We start from the raw sequence: 17,429 nt of genomic DNA, 5'->3' as shown, positions 1-17,429 counted from the left end.
TCCCTATTGGATTTGTCGCCACATGATGCGTTGAAAGACCGTCGCAGATAAGGGCTCTATAAAACCGAAGATATTTCCTTTGCTGTCCGTTACATAGGTCACTGCATTGGAGGACGAAGAAACCACCGAAGCCAGATTTGGAATACCCGCGCCAAAACCGATGCCAGACACCAATATATCGCTGGTGGTGATGTCACCGTCCCCATTGGTATCAAGGAAGCGATAAGTGAGCATACTGCCGGTTATCGGTTCCAGCTCTAACAGTCGACCTGTCCCCGTACTTTCGCAGGGATCAGTTGAGTTTACCGCCGCTGTAGTGAACGCAATTCGCCCCCTGATGGTTTGTGCCGGGAAGATAATTCGTTCACCCACATATGGCGCGCCTGTAGAGAGCGGCAAATACCAGCCTTTCTGGCTCGTCCAATCCACTTTATTCGACCTGGAGGTAAAATAGGTTGCTCCAGATCCGGTCGTACTCGAAACGATCTGCTGGGCCTGCAGGTTACCCTCTACGATACCTCCAACTCCTCCGTCTGCATCCCATATGGCATAGAAATCCTGTAGCGCAGTTGTCTGCTTGTCGGCCGTTTCAAGAAACTTGCCGGTCCCGAAATAGATAAGCTTTCCGTTAAGAGGGTGGTCCAGAATATAGGGCTGTACGGTAATCGGCTGGCCCGCGCCTCGTGGCGCAGTAAACAAAGGCGATCCACTGAATGCAACCTTCCAGCCGCTGGCAGCATTAGAGCTCAAATCAAACTTCCACATGCGCCCTTTCAGGTCGCCTGCGTAAGCCGCCTGAACCACGTTCTGCGAGTTCACGCGCAGCTTTACCGATGACAGCCCGTTATCCGTTTCGCTGCCAATGGCCGGAGTAGGGATTTCAGCGATCAGCGCTCCCGTCGACGCATTCAGCACGAAAAGAGAGGCTCGGCCGGTAAAGCTGCCGTAACCATTGCCGACCACGACTATCCCGGTGCCGTCATTCATTCGGGCGGCCTCAGGCCTGGAGTAGGTGTACCCCAGATTATTGAATTTGTTGTTGGTGTTAGAGGTGTCAGGCGCTTTGACTTCCCAAAGAGCACCTACGTTATTGGTTGTGCCCTCAAACAGCCTGATAGCAAAGAACGCCTTGCCGCCGGCGCCCAGTCCGCTTGCAGCGACTGTGCGCCACGTAGCACCGCTGCCATTCTGGGTATCAAATACAGCTATCTGCCCGTCTGCTGTAAATTTATGCACCCCTGCCCCATAGTTGCTTGCTGCGATAGTGGCCAGCGAGTTCAGCGCCGTCGATGGCATATAGCCGTAAGTGCGCTTGCCTGTGCCGGGAGTAATCACGTTAAAGAAACCGTCGTTGGCATTGACCAGCAGGCTTGAGCTCATGTTGTTGGCCTTGATGGTCAGATAATCAGAGTAGGACGTGCCGGTGCCGTAATCTGTGGACGTCTTCTCCGAAGGGCTCGTAACCAGCAGATTGGTATTGATCAAATCGCCCAGCACTCGCGTGCGAGTTCGCAACGCCGCATTTGCAGTGCCTTTGGCCCAGGCGATCATTTGCGAACCGTTCACGCCATTAGGCAACGTAGCAGTAAATGCAGTTTGCTGGGCAGGAGACAGGGCAGTGAAATTCAGCGCAATGACCGCAGACGATAACGTATTCCAGCTTTCGTAGGTCGGCGGAGGGGTAGAGCTCGCTAATATCGTTGTGTCGGAAGACCAGGCGAGAGCACCTGTAGCCCCGGTGCTGGCATCCAGCTTGAAGGCATTTACCGTGCCGTGCCAGTCAGTCGGGTCATACAGCGTCTGGAAGAAAAGCGTGCCCGACGCCAAGGACGAGGAGTTCGATGACGCACCTCCGCCAGAACCCGCCTTCGCGTAAATATCACTCAACGCAAGGTTCAATGCAGCGTTCAAACCAGCACTATCGTTGGTCTGAAAATACTTTCCATGCCCATGGTTGTCGTCTGCAGCATCAATCAGCATCTGGTTCGATGCTGTGAAACCGATGGTGTAGGTACTCAGGTTTTGCTTGGTGAAACCTGCGTTATCCCAACTTTTACCAGTCAGGTCACCGCCTGGATTCACAGCGTCGCGTCGCAGGTCAATGTCGTAAGCGAATTTGGCCAGATCGTCCAGATACAGCGTGTCACCCTCACCATCACCCGACAGATTGTCTCCATCGTTGGCCGCATTAAGATCCCAGTTGGGTAGCGAACGAGTGGTATTCAGAACATCGTCTGGGTCGTTGGTCGGGAAGGTTCGATCGTAGGTTGGCAAGCCATCGGTAACCACGACACCGTAGTTTTTCTGGCAACGGTATTGAATCGGACTCACATAGTTCGAACCGTTCTGATAGTACGGTGACATGCCGCGAAAATACCGCGTGATCTCATAATAGGTCTCAGCCAGCGGGGTGTTGGCTGTCGGGTTCAGGTCGGCAATGGCCTGCTTGAGGGCCGTAATATTGTCATTAGCCTGGGCCTGAGTGACGCCATTGGTGGTGCCTGCCACCGGGGATAGATCGGTGACGACTCTTGCAATCTTGCCACCTGGTCCGAGGTCGAAATTATTCGGATCGTTGAACGTGGCAAGCCCGATTCTTAGCGACGTATTGTTGGTCACCAGATTGGTTGCTACGGTTTTGGCAACGTTCATCCGGTAATCGTTGGGGATGACACCAGTAAGGTAGTTGCGAACTCCGAAGTTAGGCTGGACCAGATCGATCAGATAGGACAGGTAATTGGCGGTATAACGCGTTAGCCCGCCTCCGGCAGGATCAGGAAGGGCGAGGCAGTATCGAATATTACCGCGAAAAACGGGACGCCCTCCCGACGGGCAAAGCAGCGACAGATCGAAAATACTGATGCCGTTGATATCTCCCAACGACAACGTATCGTCTCCCGAGATCGTGCTCGCAAAAGGACAGACAACGGTGATGAAACCACTTATACATTGAGTGGAGTAATAAGTGATGTCCGACCGCTTAATCGTCGGATCGAACCCTGCCGCCCAGATGATGTTGTACATACTCCCGGAGTTATCCACGAGCAGCATCAGATTCGGCGCCACCGCCGATGCACTGAGCAATGGCACCTGCGCGGGGGTAAACGCGTAAACCGGCGTCGTCATGTACAACGCAAACAATGCGCCGTAAATGTACCTCAATGCACCACGCAGCACCTTAACAGTTGGCATAAATGCTCTCCAGCACCGTGCGCGGGGCGGTCTGACTGGAAACGGGAGCAACAGCAGTTACCCGATAAAGCGTCGCGGCACTTGAAGTTTTACACTTTACCGGCGTCATCGTAGTGCCCAGATTCTGAATGGCATACACCCCGCCGCCCGCCGCTTCAAACCACGTCACACCGGCGCTACCTGCACCTTTGCCTTGCACCGTATTGAAGTCGGTAGGTGGCGCACAATTGGCTTGAGAGCACACAGCCATTGAGAAACCCGCCTTTTTAATCTCCGACTCCCCAAGGCGCAACGCCGCTTCAGCCATTTGAAAGGATTGGTTACGGACCATTACGCTGCCCGCCATCTTCTCCTGCAACGTGGCGTTCTGCATCGATGAAATACCCAGCAGCGTCAGCAGCAGCAGGAATACCAGACTGACCAGCAACACCATGCCGCGCTGTCGGGCAGCGAAGGCATGGGGCACATTAAGGCGCACGATCTTGTTCATGTTCGGCCTGTTCAAAAGCGGTTACGCAAATAGGCGACGACGCTGTACTGCTGAGTATTGACGCGTCCATCCGGGTCCTTCAGCGTCAAGAGGATGCGGACGCTGCGTATATCGCCGGCATTGGCTTCGGTAATGGTCCGGGTGTAAGTCATCGGATTGCCCACCATGCCGAAGAGAAAATCCAGTCCGACCACGTTCTGTAGCAGCGGCTCTGGCTTACCACCCGTGGTGGCCTGGATAGTCAGGTCTGTGCCGCTCAGTGTGTAAACCAGTTGCCGCAAGGGAAACGCGGTTTGCCCGGCAGTTGGAGCACGCGCACCGGCATATAGCTGGAGCGTTGATTGGCAATCCGAAATGATCGTCCAGGTGGGCGAGCCTCCTGTAGTGCCAATATCAGCAGTTATCAGCGTCAGTTTATTGTTCGCGTTATCCCACAGGATCGGGTTATCCATCGCTATGGGATAGGTTATAGCTGGCGAAACAGGTATGTAACCACTGAAGCTAAGGCAGCCATACATACCGGTCATCCTGATTTCCTGTACCAGTTTGCTCAAGATGAAACGGGCATCTTCCTGCATGCGCGCGGCAGCGTTCTGGCTCTGAAACGTGCCTCTGGAAGCGGTGAATATCTGGATGATGCCCAGGCTCACTACCAGCCCGAGCACCAGTGCCACCATGATTTCGACCAGTCCGAAGCCTCTGGAAGCTTTTCTCATGGGGAGACCCCGATGCGCGAGACTAGCTTGAAGCTTTGAGGTGGCGGCGTAACAGTCGCACTGCCTGTTGCCTGATTGCTCGCACCGGCGGCACGTGTGTCGCTCCAGCCAACGGTAATAGTCACCAACGTAGAGTCACTGACCACAATGCTGCCCGTGCCGCTCGTGCTTGCAAAATTAATGATATTGGCTCTGAAATCAGACAGATCCTGATCTCTGGCCTTGTTCAGGTTGGCAACAGGGGCCAAATCCAGACTTGCCAAACCATAAGTCGCCAACACATTGCTGTTCGACCCATTGGCACTCGCATTACCATCAACGTTGGCGCGAATACGGTCCATCATGTCGTAGGCAATGAAGCTGGCCTGGCTGCTCATGGTCGAGCTGTCGGTGTATTTGAGCGCATTAAGCTGAATAGCCGCAGCCCCCAACAGCCCGATAGCCAGGATCAGTACCGAAACCAGTACCTCGATCAAGGTCATGCCGGTCTGGCGATGTCGGGTGTTGTAAAGCATCAGCAGCTTCCACCGAGGACAATCCGCCCAGTCAGGCAAATACTCATGTTTTTAGTCGTGCTGCCTCGGGTGTAGGTCATGGTTACCGCCGAAGCCGGGGCTATAAGCCCGCCCAGATTATTGAAGTCAAATGCCGCTACGTTAGGGTTCGATACCAGCGTCCCCCCGCCGCTCATAGCGGCAATGGTACGAAGCGCAGTAGGCGGCGTCTTGGTGTCGGAAGCCAGATACACCTGCAATTCGCCGGTCCAGGCGGTCCCGCTGGTCGGTGCAATTCGCACTGTCACTCCCCTGTTTATCGCCTCAAGTCGCGCATAGTTGAGCGCTCGCTGCAAATCGCTGAGTTCTGTGTCGGCTTTGTTGCTCTGGATGGAGCTGGTGAAATTCGGGATCGCGATAGCCGCCAGGATGCCCACCAGGGACACAGTGACTAACAATTCGATGAGGCTGAATCCCTTGGCTATATGACGCATTGAGTGTCTCCTAGACGTTATGACTATAAGGCAGCAACGCCGCAGGAAAATCCATAGCGAGACGTACGGTTGTTTTGCGACGACGAACGTCCGCAAGGTTCGGAAACGGCGTTTTCCAGGGAGGAAAGCACATGAAGCATGCAGGATTCACACTGGTCGAATTACTCATCGTGGTTGCACTGATCGCCATTCTCGCCAACATCGCAACACCTTCTTTCAAGGAACTGATCGAATCAAATCGTGGACTCGCAACGGCTCAGGAGCTGGCCAGCGGCATCCGCTCGGCAAGAGTCGCCGCGATCACGCGCAATCAGATCGTGACGATTTACGCCATCGAGCAAGACTGGAGCAATGGCTGGCGGATCATACTCGACACAGATGGCAAAGGGCCTGACGAAAACGATACGTTACTGGTGGAACGCGCCAATGGCGGTGAGACACGGGTTGCTGGCAGCCCAAAGCGAGCCAGACAGCTGAGCTTCAATGGCCTTGGAGGGTTGCGGGGCAGGACTAACGATACGCTGCATGTTTGCGTCAGGGACCAGCCGGTCAGCCGCTATCGCGTGATAGTGGCTGCCACCGGCCGGGTCAGGATCGAAGACACAAAAAGGGAAACAGCCTTGTGCGGCTGAGCGATGTCAGAGCAGCGACTTGACGCGCAGCTCCTTGGGCATCGAGAAGGTGATGTTCTCCTCACGACCCGCCAGCTCATCCGCGCCGGTCGCGCCCCAGGCGTGCAGTTGCTGAATCACCCCACGCACCAGCACTTCCGGAGCCGATGCACCGGCGGTGATGCCGATCTGTTGCACGCCGTCGAACCAGCTCTGCTGCATGTCTTCAGCGCCATCGATCAGGTACGCCGGGGTGGCCATGCGCTCGGCCAGTTCGCGAAGACGGTTGGAGTTGGAGCTGTTCGGGCTGCCCACCACCAATACCACGTCGCACTCGTCGGCCAGTTGCTTGACGGCGTCCTGACGGTTTTGTGTGGCGTAGCAGATGTCGTCCTTGCGCGGCCCGCCAATGGCCGGGAAACGCGTGCGCAAGGCGTCAATGACACGGCTGGTATCGTCCATCGACAATGTGGTCTGGGTCACGAAGGCCAGCGAGTCCGGGTTGCGGACCTGTAACTTCGCGACGTCACTTTCGTCCTCGACCAGATAGATCGCGCCGCCATTGATGGCGTCGTACTGACCCATGGTGCCTTCGACTTCCGGGTGACCGGCATGACCGATCAGAATGCACTCGCGACCGTCCCGGCTGTAGCGGGCGACCTCGATATGTACTTTGGTGACCAGCGGGCAGGTGGCATCGAACACTTTCAGGCCACGACCTGCGGCTTCTGTGCGAACGGCCTGGGAAACACCGTGGGCACTGAAAATAACGATGACGTCGTCCGGCACCTGGTCCAGTTCTTCGACGAAGATCGCACCGCGAGAGCGCAGGTCTTCGACGACAAATTTGTTGTGAACAACTTCATGGCGCACGTAGATCGGCGGACCAAACACTTCCAGAGCACGATTGACGATTTCGATCGCACGATCCACTCCGGCACAGAAGCCGCGGGGGTTGGCGAGTTTGATTTGCATGCTGTGCCTCATGTGCGGAACAGCCCGGCCGAAGCCGGGCTTGATGGCGAAGATCAGGAAGCCAGAATCGCCTGCACTTCGAATATTTCCACTTCGAAGCTCAGGGTCTTGCCCGCCAGCGGGTGATTGAAGTCGATGGTGACCTGCTCGTCATCGAAGGCTTTCACCACGCCGGGCAACTCGGTGTTGGCCGCGTCATTGAAGATCACCAGCAACCCCTCGGACAGCTCCATGCCCACGAACTGCGAGCGTGGCATGATCTGCACGTTTTGTGGGTTGGGCTGACCAAAGGCGTTTTCCGGTGGAATCTGCACGGTCTTTTTGTCGCCCGCCTTGAAACCGAAAATCGCCATTTCAAAACCGGGCAGCAAGTTGCCGTCGCCGACCTTGAACGTGGCAGGCGCCTTTTCGAACGTACTGTCGACGGTATCACCGTTTTCCAGACGCAGGGCGAAGTGCAAGGTGACCTGTGTGTTCTGACCGATGCGCAGCTCGCCAGACGAGCCTTGAGTCGAAGGTTGCTCAGTCATTGACGGTCTCTCCGGTTTTTTTGCTCTTGAACATGTCCAGCGCCAGCATGATCGCGCCGACGGTGATTGCACTGTCGGCGACGTTGAAGGCCGGGAAATACCAGCGGTTTTCCCAGTGAACCAAAATGAAGTCGATCACATGACCCAATACGATGCGGTCATAGAGATTACCCAACGCGCCGCCCAGCACCAGCGCCAGCGCAATGGCCAGCCAGGTGTCATCGCGACCGAGACGCTTGAGCCAGACCACCAGTACCGCGCTGACTACAATCGCGATCAGGGCGAACAACCAGCGCTGCCAACCGGCACCATCTGCCAGAAAGCTGAAGGCAGCACCCGTGTTGTAGGCCAGGGTCCAGCTGAAGAAATCCGGAATCACCACGATCTGCTGATACAGGCTCAACGCATTCTCGAAGTAATACTTGCTGGCCTGGTCTATCACCACAATCAGCACGGTCAACCACAGCCAGGCCAGCCGGCCAAACGAGGCGTTAGGCATAGTGACGCACCTCGCCTGCACCGCTGATGTTGTCTACGCAACGGCCGCAGATTTCCGGATGCTCGGGGTTCACACCGACATCCTCGCGGTGATGCCAGCAACGGGCACACTTGGCGTGGCTGGACTTGACCACCTTCAGTTTCAGACCCGCTACTTCGGTGACCACCGCATCCGCCGGAGCCGACACGAACGGTGCAACGCTGGCGGTCGAGGTGATCAGCACAAAACGCAGTTCGTTGCTCAGCTTCGACAGGTCAGCAACCAGTGAATCTTCTGCGTACAAGGTCACTTCAGCCTGCAGGTTGCCGCCAATGGCCTTGGCCGCGCGCAGGTTTTCCATCTCCTTGTTGACCGAGGTCTTCACCGCCATGATCCGCTCCCAGTAGGCGCGGTCCATGTCGAACTCGGCAGGCATTTCGGTCAGGCCTTCGTACCAGGTGTTGAGCATCACCGATTCGTTGCGCTCGCCCGGCAGGAACTGCCACAGCTCGTCGGCGGTGAACGCCAGGATCGGCGCGATCCAGCGTACCAGCGCTTCCGAGATGTGGAACAGCGCGGTCTGGCAGGAGCGACGCGCAGTGCTGTCGGCAGCCGTGGTGTACTGGCGATCCTTGATGATGTCCAGATAGAAACCACCCAGCTCCTGCACGCAGAAGTTGTGGATCTTCGAGTACACGTTCCAGAAGCGGTATTCACCGTAATGCTCTTGCAGCTCACGTTGCAGCAGCAGGGTGCGGTCCACGGCCCAGCGGTCCAGCGCGAGCATCTCTTCGGCTGGCAGGATGTCGGTCGCCGGGTTGAAGCCCGTCAGGTTCGAAAGCAGGAAGCGTGCAGTGTTGCGGATACGACGATAGGCATCGGCGCTGCGCTGCAGGATCTGATCGGAAACCGCCATTTCGCCCGAATAGTCAGTTGCCGATACCCACAGGCGCATGATGTCTGCACCCAGCGAATCGTTGACCTTCTGCGGCGCGACTACGTTATTCAGCGACTTGGACATCTTGCGACCGTTCTCGTCGACCACAAACCCGTGGGTCAGCAGTTCGCGATACGGTGCGTGGTCGTCCAGCATGCAACCGGTCAGCAGCGACGAATGGAACCAGCCGCGGTGCTGGTCGGAACCTTCCAGGTACAGGTCGGCACGCGGACCGCTTTCATGGCCCATCGGGTGCGAACCGCGCAGTACATGCCAATGCGTGGTGCCCGAGTCAAACCAGACGTCCAGAGTGTCGGAGATCTTGTCGTACTTGCCGGCTTCGTCACCCAGCAACTCGCTGGCGTCCAGCTTGAACCAGGCTTCGATGCCCTCTTTCTCGACGCGCTGGGCCACTTCTTCCATCAGCTCGACGGTACGTGGGTGCAGGTCGCCGCTTTCCTTGTGCAGGAAGAACGGAATCGGCACGCCCCAGTTGCGCTGACGCGAGATGCACCAGTCAGGACGGTTCGCGATCATCGAGTGCAGGCGCGCCTGACCCCAGGCCGGTACGAATTCGGTGTCTTCGATGGCCTTGACCGCACGCTTGCGCAGCGTTTCACCGCTCTCAGGCTGCTTGTCCATGCCCACGAACCACTGCGCGGTGGCGCGGTAAATCAGTGGCGACTTGTGGCGCCAGCAGTGCATGTAGCTGTGGCTGATGGTTTCGGTGTCCATGAGGCTGCCGACTTCGACCAGCTTGTCGATGATGTTCTGGTTGGCCTTGAAGATGAACTGGCCACCGAAAAACTCCAGCGACTCGACATACACACCATTGCTCTGCACAGGGCTGATGATGTCGTCGTTGCTGAGGCCGTACTGCTTGCAGATATTGAAGTCGTCCACGCCATAGGCAGGCGAGCAGTGAACAATACCGGTGCCCGCACCCAGTTCGACGTATTCCGCCAGGTAGATCGGCGACAGACGGTCGTAGAACGGGTGGCGGAAATTGATCAGTTCCAGCGCCTGACCGGTGGTGGTCGCGATGACCGTGCCTTCCAGCTTGTAACGGGCCAGACAGCTTTCGACCAGCTCGGACGCCAGCACCAGCAGTTTGTCGCCGACATCGACCAGCGAATATTCGAACTCCGGGTGAACGTTCAGCGCCTGGTTGGCCGGAATGGTCCAAGGCGTAGTAGTCCAGATGACGATGGACGCAGGCTTGCCCAGCGAAGGCAGGCCGAACGCTGCGGCCAGCTTAGCCTCGTCGGCAGTCGGGAACGCGACGTCGATGGTCGAGGATTTCTTGTCCTGGTATTCGACTTCGGCTTCGGCCAATGCCGATCCGCAGTCGAAACACCAGTTGACCGGCTTCAGGCCCTTGAAGACGAAACCGCCCTTGACCATCTCCGCCAGCGCACGGATTTCCCCGGCTTCGTTGGCGAAATTCATGGTCAGGTACGGATTGCTCCAGTCGCCCAGCACGCCCAGACGGATGAACTCGGACTTCTGGCCTTCGATCTGTTCGGCTGCATAGGCGCGGCACAGCTCACGCGTGCGATCGGCGGACAGGTTCTTGCCGTGGGTCACTTCGACCTTGTGTTCAATCGGCAGACCATGACAGTCCCAGCCCGGCACATAAGGGGCATCGAAGCCCGCCAGGGTCTTGGAACGCAGGATCATGTCCTTGAGAATCTTGTTGACCGCATGACCGATGTGAATATTGCCGTTGGCGTACGGAGGACCGTCGTGCAGGACGAACTTGGGACGATCCTTGCCAATCTCGCGCAGCTTCTGGTACAGGCCAATGCTGTCCCAGCGCTGCAGAGTTTGCGGCTCGCGCTGGGGCAGGCCGGCCTTCATAGGGAAGGCGGTGTCCGGAAGGTTTAGCGTGGATTTGTAGTCGGTCATTTCAGGCTCTTGGTTAGGCTATGCATGCAAAATGTCTGCGTTCGGTCGACTATTTTTGATACATGTCCATCAGGTTAACCATGCCAATGGGCACGGGCGGCGGCGACGTCCGCATTGATCGCCGTCTTGAGCGCCTCAAGCGAGGCAAAACGCTGCTCATCACGTAGCTTGTGGTGGAAAGCCACCGTTAAACGCCGGCCGTAAAGGTCGCCGGCAAAATCCAGAAGATGCACCTCAAGGTGGGCACTGCCATCACCGGCCACTGTCGGGCGCACACCAATATTGGCGACCCCCGGCCAAGCCTTGCCGTCGATGTCCATGCTGACCAGGTAAACCCCGCTCAGCGGCACGCGACGACGCTTGAGTTGTACGTTGGCGGTGGGCGTACCCAATTGCCGCGCCAGCTTCTGGCCATGCAATACCCGTCCGGTTATCTGGAACGGACGACCCAGCATACGCTCGGCAAGGGCAAAATCCGACGCAGCCAGGGCTTTACGCACTTTGGTACTGCTGACCCGGATGCCATCGATCTCAACGGTCTGCGCCGCTTCTACGGTAAAGCCATAAGTTGTGCCGGCCTGTTGCAGGAAGTCAAAGTCACCGACCCGGTCAAAGCCAAAACGAAAATCGTCGCCCACTTCGAGGTGCAGAACACCCAGACCGTCGATCAGCACGGTTTCCACGAAACTCGCCGCACTGAGTTTGCACAGGCGCTGATTGAAGGACAGGCAAAGTACCCGGTCAACGCCCTCGGCTTCAAGCAGCTCAAGCTTGTCGCGCAAACGCGCCAGGCGTGCCGGAGCCGTGTCGGGCGCAAAAAACTCACGCGGCTGTGGCTCGAAAATCACCACGCAGCTGGGCACACCCAACTCGACGGCACGCTCACGCAACCTCGCCAGGATAGCCTGGTGGCCGCGGTGTACACCGTCGAAATTGCCAATCGTGGCGACGCAGCCCCGATGTTCGGGGCGCAGGTTGTGAAGGCCTCTAACCAGCTGCATAACGCACTTCTTGCTCATAAAGTGGCCGATTATAACCACACAAGGCCACGGACGACAGGCAACACGCCAAGACCGGACAGCGGTTCGTGGCGCGCAATGAAAAAAAAACCGACAGCCAACCGCTGTGCAGCGACCTACATGACCGCCTTGCGGGCGAAATCCCGGAGGCGAAAGCCGAGTAACAGAAGCATTGCAAAATAGGTCACGACACCCGCCGCCACCAGCGCACCGAGACGCAGAAAGCGCTCAAGCATTTGTCCGTGGTCCCACGCGGGCATGAAATGCATCATCCCCAGCAGGACGGCCGACATCACGGTAACTGCAACGACCAGTTTCAGCAGAAACTTCGTCCAGCCCGGCTGCGGCTGAAACAGCTGTTGCTTGCGCAACTGCCAGAACAGCAGGCCGGCGTTGATGCACGCGCCCACGCTAATCGCCAGCGCCAGCCCTGCATGCTGCAACGGCACTATAAACGCAAGGTTGAGCAACTGAGTGACGATGAGGGTGAAGATCGCGATTTTCACCGGGGTGCGGATATTTTGTTGAGCATAAAAGCCGGGTGCCAGCACCTTGATCAGGATGATCCCCAGCAGCCCGACCGAATAGGCGACCAGCGCACGCTGGGTCATGGCCGAGTCCAGCGCATCGAACTTGCCGTATTGAAACAGCGAAACGGTCAACGGTTCGGCAAGCAACCCCAGCGCCAGCGTGCAAGGCAGCACCAGCACAAAACACAGACGCAGCCCCCAGTCGAGAATCCGTGAATACTCCTGACGATCCCGTTGTGCGTAGGTTTTGGACAGGATCGGCAGCAGAATCGTACCCAGCGCAACCCCCAGCACGCCGGATGGCAATTCCATCAAGCGGTCTGCGTAGTACATCCACGACACCGAGCCGGCGACGAGGAACGAGGCAAAAATCGTATTGATGATCAGAGAAATCTGACTGACTGACACGCCGAGGATGGCGGGCAGCATCTGTTTCATGACCCGCCAGACGCCGGTATCACGCAGATTCAGACGCGGCAGCACCAGCATGCCGATCTTTTTCAGGTGCGGCAGCTGGTACAGCAACTGTAGCAAGCCGCCGACCAGCACTGCCCAGCCCAGCGCCATCACCGGAGGATCGAAGTAAGGGGTAAGGAACAGCGCGAAGAAGATCATGCTGACGTTGAGCAGCGTCGGCACGAATGCAGGCACCGAGAAGCGGTTCCAGGTATTGAGAATCGCACCGGCCATCGAGGACAGGGAAATCAGCAATATATAAGGAAAGGTCACGCGCAGCAGATCCGAGGTCAGCGCAAACTTTTCTGGCGTGTCGACAAAGCCTGGCGCCGTGGCCCAGATCACCCAAGGCGCGAAAATAACGCCCAGCAGCGTCACCAGCGCCAGCGCCAGCGTCAGCAGCCCGGTCACGTACGCAACAAACGTGCGGGTCGCCTCCTCGCCCTGCTGGCTCTTGTATTCAGCCAGAATCGGCACGAATGCCTGGGAAAAAGCCCCTTCGGCAAAAATGCGCCGCAGCAGATTGGGCAGTTTGAAGGCAATGAAAAACGCATCCGTTGCCATTCCGGCGCCGAAAGTGCGCGCGATAATGGTGTCGCGAATGAAGCCCAGAACCCGGGAAACCATGGTGATAGAGCTGACGGCGGCAAGTGACTTGAGTAGATTCATGGAAAGAGTTGTGCGCCTTGGCAAAGGATGGGCGATTAAGCCAGCCATTTATGCGATACTTCGCGCCGCAAAAACGCCCGAAGCAAAGGCCGCGAGTTTACAGGTCACAGGCCGGAAATAAATCCTCCGGTCAAATGTAGCAACCACTCAGCGGAACACCTTAACTGCCCTTGACAAGACTTCAACTCATCGGCATGATTCGCGGCCTATTTTGTTTGCTATTTCACAAAGTCTTTCGAGGAGCTCGACGGTGGCCAACACACCTTCCGCCAAAAAACGTGCAAAACAGGCTGAGAAGCGTCGCAGCCACAACGCCAGCCTGCGTTCCATGGTTCGTACCTACATCAAGAATGTAGTTAAAGCCATTGACGCAAAAGACGCAGAAAAAGCGCAAGCCGCTTATGTTCTTGCAGTGCCTGTTATCGACCGTATGGCCGACAAAGGCATCATCCACAAGAACAAGGCTGCTCGCCATAAAGGTCGTCTGAACGGTCACATCAAGGCTCTGAGCCTTGCTGCTGCAGCCTAAGCGACACGCTTGTTAAAAAACCGACCTCAGGGTCGGTTTTTTATTGCCTGAAGGAAAGAGGCAGGAACAAGAGTATTCATCATGCCGCCACAACCCCCCCCCCCCCCCCCCCCCCCACGCTGGAGCGCAGGCGTCGGTATGCCGTTCTGGACGCTCTGCGTCCGATCTTTACTGCGCGGCGACAGTCAGTACGCCGTCAGGCACTCTCGGTCTGCCGGTTACGGTTCAGTGCTGCCAGGTCGCGGAAGGCAGCCCCCGGATGGTCTGCTTCCAGGCGCGGGCCGTCGCCAAACAGCTTCTCACGCAACGTGCCTGAGGCGTATTCGGTCTTGTAGACGCCGCGTTTCTGCAGTTCCGGCACCAACAGTTCAACCGCATCAATAAAGGTTTCATGGGTCAGCGCGTAGGCCAGATTGAATCCGTCGACATCCGTTTCTTCAACCCACTCCTGCAACAGGTCCGCAACGGTTTCCGGGCTGCCGACAAACAAGGGACCGAACCCACCGATACCTACCCAATCGGCCAGCGCCTGCGGGGTCCAGACGGTGTTCGGGTCGGCGGTGGAAAAAGTCTCGACGGCCGACTGAATGGCATTGGTGTGCACATGCCGCAGCGGCTCGTCAGGCTTGAACTGGCTGAAGTCGATACCGGTCCAGCCAGATATCAGCGCCATGGCTCCCTCGTAACTGACCCAGCTTTTGTACTCTTCGAATTTGGCTTTCGCCTTTGCGTCGGTTTCACCGAGGATCACCGTCTGCAAATTGAAGATCAGCACCTTGGCCGGGTCACGACCCGCTTCGGCAGTACGGCGGCGAATATCAGCAACGGTCTTTTTCAGCAGCACCTTGGACGGCGCAGCCACGAACACACACTCGGCATGCTCGGCGGCAAACTGCTTGCCACGGCTTGAAGCGCCGGCCTGATAAAGAACCGGTGTGCGTTGCGGCGAAGGCTCACACAAATGGATGCCGGGGACCTGAAAGTGTTTGCCGACGTGGCGAATTTCATGAATCTTGCTCGGGTCGCTGAACACCCGCCGCTCGCGGTCACGCAGAATGGCGCCCTCTTCCCAGCTGCCCTCCCACAGTTTGTAACAAACCTCCAGGTACTCCTCGGCATAGTCGTAGCGCGCATCGTGTTCAGTCAGGGTCTTGTGTCCCAGATTCTTCGCACCGCTTTCCAGATAAGACGTCACGATATTCCAGCCCGCCCGGCCCTTGGTCAGGTGGTCCAGCGTAGAAATACGGCGCGCGAACGGGTACGGATGCTCGAACGACAACGACGCCGTCAAGCCAAAACCCAGATGTTCGGTGACCAATGCCATGGGCGGGATCAATTGCAACGGGTCATTGACCGGCACCTGCGTGGCTTGGCGGATAGCGGCTTCGCCATTGCCGCGATAGACATCGTAGATGCCCAGCACGTCAGCGATGAACAGCCCGTCGAACTTGCCACGCTCAAGAATTTTGGCCAGATCAGTCCAGTATTCCAGGTCCTTGTACTGCCACGAACGGTCACGCGGGTGCGCCCAAAGACCTGGCGATTGATGGCCTACGCAATTCATGTCGAAGGCATTGAGGCGTATTTGACGAGACATAGAGCTACTCCTGAAGCTGCGGCGGCACGACGCCGTTGAGGCGTTGATTGCCGATCACCTGGTAGTGCCAGCGCAACGGTTCGCGATGGGGCTGGGCTGGCAGCGAAATGCGTTGCCCGGTGAGTTCGTACTGAATGTTGCCGACCGCCTGAAGCGCATCGGCACTGGCGATAACCGCCTCGCTGCTGGCGATCAAGCGCTGCTCTGACGAACCTTCCAGGCGTTGCGCGCGCTCCAGCAAGGCAGCAGCAACGTCCAGACGAATCTGCAGATCGCCGACTTTGCTGATCACATAAGGGTCATCGACAATGCGGTGCAGATTGCTGAATGACCACGGCTGGCCCTGCTCGCGCAGGTAATCAAGAGTTTGTTGCAAGCCTTGGCGGGCGTGGCCAAGGTCTTCGGTGGCGACGGCCAGTTGCGCGGTGATAGCGGGATGAGGCATGAGGTTGCTCCTTGATCAGTTCCAGGCGTGACGTGGCGGCGGGATGTTGTTGAGCACCTGATTGCCGATCAGGTGGTATTTCCAGCGCGCCGGGTCATGCAGCGTGTGGGTGCGTGCATTGCGCCAATAGCGATCAAGGTTGAGCTTGCCCAATACCGAGCGAGTACCGGCCAGTTCGAACAGTGTGCTGCTGGCGAGCAAGGCAATCTGCGCCGACAGCACTTTGGCCTGCGCAACCACCACCGACGCTTGCGCGACGCTGGCTTCGCTCGGTTCAGCCAAGGCGTGATCGATGGCACGCCCGGCCTTGGCAAGGATCGCGTCGGTGCCGTGCAGTCGCCATTGCAAGTCACCAATGGCAGCAATGCTGAATGGGTCCTGCCAGCCGAAATCCTGCTGGCTGTCGATCCACGGCCGCGCCAGACGTGCGTGCTTGAGGGTTTCTTCAAATGCGCCATGGGCGATACCGGTGTCCACCGCTGCCTGGATGATCTGCGAGATAGGCCCGTCGGCGGTCGGTTCATCGAACGCCCGATGCGCCGGGATCACCGCGCTCGACGGCACCCGTACGTCTTTCAGGACCGCGCCGCCACTGGCCGTGGTGCGCTGACCGAATCCGTCCCAGTTATCGATGATGGTCAGGCCCGGATTGTTGCGTTCGACGAAGGCAATGAAGGCCTTATTCTGTTCATTGACACCGGCTACCGGCACGATGTGCGCGAACAACGCACCGGTGCAGTAGAACTTCTCACCGTCCAGCACGGCCTGCTCGCCCTCGAAACGAATGCGGGTCTGGAAGGCTCCGGCGTTCTTGCTTTTCGATTCCGAAAACGCATTGCCGAAGCGGTAACCCGCCAACGCCTTACCGAAGTAATGACGCTTCTGCTCTTCGGTGCCGGTCTGCAAAAGGATATCGAGCACGCCCAGGTGGTTTTGCGGGATCTGTCCTAGCGAAGGGTCGGCGGCCGAAATAATCTTGATCACTTCTGCGACCGTGACGTAGGAAACGCCAGCGCCGCCATAGGCCTTGGGAATGGTGATGGCCCACAGGCCGCTGGCGGAGAATTCATCCAGCTCGGCAAACGGTAGACGGCGTTCGCGATCACGTAGCGAAGCCTCTTCGGCAAAACGGCTGGCCAGTGCCCTGGCGACTGCGATGGCTTCGGCGTCCGAGGCAATCACGTTTGCGCTGGGCGGCGTCGGGGATGGGTTACTCATGAACGGCTCCTGATCGTTGGCGACAGGTTGAAAAACACTCAACACACGTAACCCTGAACATTGCACAGCCCATGCCGAAAATTATTTACATTTAAAAACAGTTAGTTACGTAAATATCCTGATAACCAGCAGCATCACACC

16 protein-coding genes are annotated in these 17,429 nt (G+C 57.5%); 2 read left to right on the top strand and 14 right to left on the bottom strand.

The features are described 5' to 3' along the window. Nucleotides 1-3 precede the first annotated feature (3 nt). The 5 genes from N018_RS12625 to N018_RS12605 are packed head-to-tail and all read right to left on the bottom strand — an operon-like array spanning nucleotide 4 to nucleotide 5,386. Nucleotides 4-3,192 carry a pilus assembly protein gene (locus N018_RS12625; protein ID WP_025389821.1) on the bottom strand — a complete coding sequence of 1,063 codons (3,189 nt, stop codon included), beginning with the start codon at nucleotides 3,190-3,192 and terminating at the stop codon, nucleotides 4-6. After that, a complete protein-coding gene (locus tag N018_RS12620; RefSeq protein WP_024647397.1) occupies nucleotides 3,179-3,682 on the bottom strand; it encodes a pilus assembly PilX family protein in 504 nt (167 codons plus the stop codon). The genes N018_RS12625 and N018_RS12620 overlap by 14 nt, the downstream gene beginning before the upstream one ends. 11 nt (nucleotides 3,683-3,693) lie before the next feature. After that, on the bottom strand, nucleotides 3,694-4,398 hold the full coding sequence (locus N018_RS12615; RefSeq protein WP_025389820.1) for a PilW family protein: 705 nt from the start codon (nucleotides 4,396-4,398) through the stop codon (nucleotides 3,694-3,696). After that, on the bottom strand, nucleotides 4,395-4,913 hold the full coding sequence (pilV, locus tag N018_RS12610) for a type IV pilus modification protein PilV (RefSeq protein WP_025389819.1): 519 nt from the start codon (nucleotides 4,911-4,913) through the stop codon (nucleotides 4,395-4,397). Before pilV ends, N018_RS12615 begins: the two co-directional genes overlap by 4 nt. Continuing rightward, the gene (locus N018_RS12605) at nucleotides 4,913-5,386 is read right to left on the bottom strand and encodes a GspH/FimT family pseudopilin (RefSeq protein ID WP_025389818.1); all 474 of its coding nucleotides are present in this window, start codon (nucleotides 5,384-5,386) and stop codon (nucleotides 4,913-4,915) included. The genes pilV and N018_RS12605 overlap by 1 nt, the downstream gene beginning before the upstream one ends. Nucleotides 5,387-5,517: 131 nt before the next feature. Between N018_RS12605 and N018_RS12600 the strand changes: the two genes are divergently transcribed. Beyond that, entirely contained in the window at nucleotides 5,518-6,018 is a 501-nt protein-coding gene (locus N018_RS12600) for a GspH/FimT family pseudopilin (protein WP_025389817.1), read from the top strand. A gap of 6 nt (nucleotides 6,019-6,024) precedes the next feature. Here the strand turns inward: N018_RS12600 and ispH are convergent, their stop codons facing one another. The 6 genes from ispH to murJ form a co-directional block, all read right to left on the bottom strand. Next, a complete protein-coding gene (ispH, locus tag N018_RS12595; protein WP_024647392.1) occupies nucleotides 6,025-6,972 on the bottom strand; it encodes a 4-hydroxy-3-methylbut-2-enyl diphosphate reductase in 948 nt (315 codons plus the stop codon). Nucleotides 6,973-7,025: 53 nt separating this feature from the next. Further along, nucleotides 7,026-7,502, bottom strand: coding sequence for an FKBP-type peptidyl-prolyl cis-trans isomerase (locus N018_RS12590; RefSeq protein WP_024647391.1), 477 nt, complete (start codon nucleotides 7,500-7,502; stop codon nucleotides 7,026-7,028). Next, nucleotides 7,495-8,001, bottom strand: a complete 507-nt coding sequence (gene lspA, locus N018_RS12585; protein WP_025389816.1) for a signal peptidase II — start codon at nucleotides 7,999-8,001, stop codon at nucleotides 7,495-7,497. Before lspA ends, N018_RS12590 begins: the two co-directional genes overlap by 8 nt. After that, entirely contained in the window at nucleotides 7,994-10,825 is a 2,832-nt protein-coding gene (gene ileS, locus N018_RS12580; RefSeq protein WP_025389815.1) for an isoleucine--tRNA ligase, read from the bottom strand. The genes lspA and ileS overlap by 8 nt, the downstream gene beginning before the upstream one ends. Nucleotides 10,826-10,899: 74 nt before the next feature. Continuing rightward, the gene (ribF, locus tag N018_RS12575; protein WP_024647388.1) at nucleotides 10,900-11,826 is read right to left on the bottom strand and encodes a bifunctional riboflavin kinase/FAD synthetase; all 927 of its coding nucleotides are present in this window, start codon (nucleotides 11,824-11,826) and stop codon (nucleotides 10,900-10,902) included. Between the two features lie 134 nt (nucleotides 11,827-11,960). After that, nucleotides 11,961-13,499 carry a murein biosynthesis integral membrane protein MurJ gene (gene murJ, locus N018_RS12570; RefSeq protein WP_024647387.1) on the bottom strand — a complete coding sequence of 513 codons (1,539 nt, stop codon included), beginning with the start codon at nucleotides 13,497-13,499 and terminating at the stop codon, nucleotides 11,961-11,963. A 250-nt stretch (nucleotides 13,500-13,749) separates the two neighbouring features. On the opposite strand from murJ, the gene rpsT reads away from it, so the two are divergent. Further along, nucleotides 13,750-14,028 (top strand): 30S ribosomal protein S20, encoded by a 279-nt coding sequence (rpsT, locus tag N018_RS12565; RefSeq protein WP_003344603.1) that lies wholly within the window; start codon nucleotides 13,750-13,752, stop codon nucleotides 14,026-14,028. A gap of 196 nt (nucleotides 14,029-14,224) precedes the next feature. On the opposite strand, the gene N018_RS12560 is transcribed toward rpsT, so the two are convergent. From N018_RS12560 to N018_RS12550, 3 genes are read right to left on the bottom strand one after another with little or no spacing between them, the layout of a single operon-like run. Further along, nucleotides 14,225-15,625, bottom strand: a complete 1,401-nt coding sequence (locus N018_RS12560; protein ID WP_025389814.1) for an LLM class flavin-dependent oxidoreductase — start codon at nucleotides 15,623-15,625, stop codon at nucleotides 14,225-14,227. 4 nt (nucleotides 15,626-15,629) lie between these two features. Continuing rightward, nucleotides 15,630-16,070 carry an acyl-CoA dehydrogenase gene (locus tag N018_RS12555; protein WP_025389813.1) on the bottom strand — a complete coding sequence of 147 codons (441 nt, stop codon included), beginning with the start codon at nucleotides 16,068-16,070 and terminating at the stop codon, nucleotides 15,630-15,632. 15 nt (nucleotides 16,071-16,085) lie between these two features. Then, on the bottom strand, nucleotides 16,086-17,288 hold the full coding sequence (locus N018_RS12550) for an SfnB family sulfur acquisition oxidoreductase (RefSeq protein ID WP_025389812.1): 1,203 nt from the start codon (nucleotides 17,286-17,288) through the stop codon (nucleotides 16,086-16,088). Nucleotides 17,289-17,429: the final 141 nt, after the last annotated feature.

This window comes from Pseudomonas syringae CC1557, assembly GCF_000452705.1.
Taxonomy (GTDB): domain Bacteria; phylum Pseudomonadota; class Gammaproteobacteria; order Pseudomonadales; family Pseudomonadaceae; genus Aquipseudomonas; species Aquipseudomonas syringae_F.
Note: the sequence above shows the minus strand (reverse complement) of the source record. Positions and strands in the feature narration are given on the sequence as shown.